This window comes from Gilvimarinus sp. 1_MG-2023 (assembly GCF_030548285.1).
In genome coordinates this window covers 1-328 of record NZ_JAUOSC010000544.1, presented here as the reverse complement: position 1 = coordinate 328, position 328 = coordinate 1, and the positions used below count along the sequence as shown (strand labels likewise).

The 328-nt window shown below is 50.9% G+C and carries 1 protein-coding gene; it reads right to left on the bottom strand.

Annotated elements, in window-relative coordinates; all coding sequences use genetic code 11:
- Positions 1-93 precede the first annotated feature (93 nt).
- On the bottom strand, positions 94-328 hold a 235-nt coding region (locus tag Q4563_RS18005; RefSeq protein ID WP_303605478.1), incomplete at its 5' end, for a 5'-3' exonuclease H3TH domain-containing protein.

Genomic DNA, 328 nt, shown 5'->3' with positions numbered 1-328 from the left:
ATCCTGTGTTCAGGTTTATTTTTCAAGATGTGTTCAATATGCGAACCAGAAAACCGTAACGGCCAACAGATGAAAACCCAATCAGGGCAACAGCTAGAACGCCTCGGCATCCTGTACCTGAAAACGCAGATCATGCAGATTGATACCCAGTGGCATATCGTCACTCAACCGTGCCAGCTCCCGCGTCAACAAAGCTTGCTGCCAATGCGTCTGCAAGCTGTCGACGATACGAGGCGTCACCCCGGCCAGCTCAGACAACTGTTCCAAAGCAATCAATATCCGGTCCAGACGCTGACAATGATCCAGTAATTGTGCCGCCGTTTTGGGG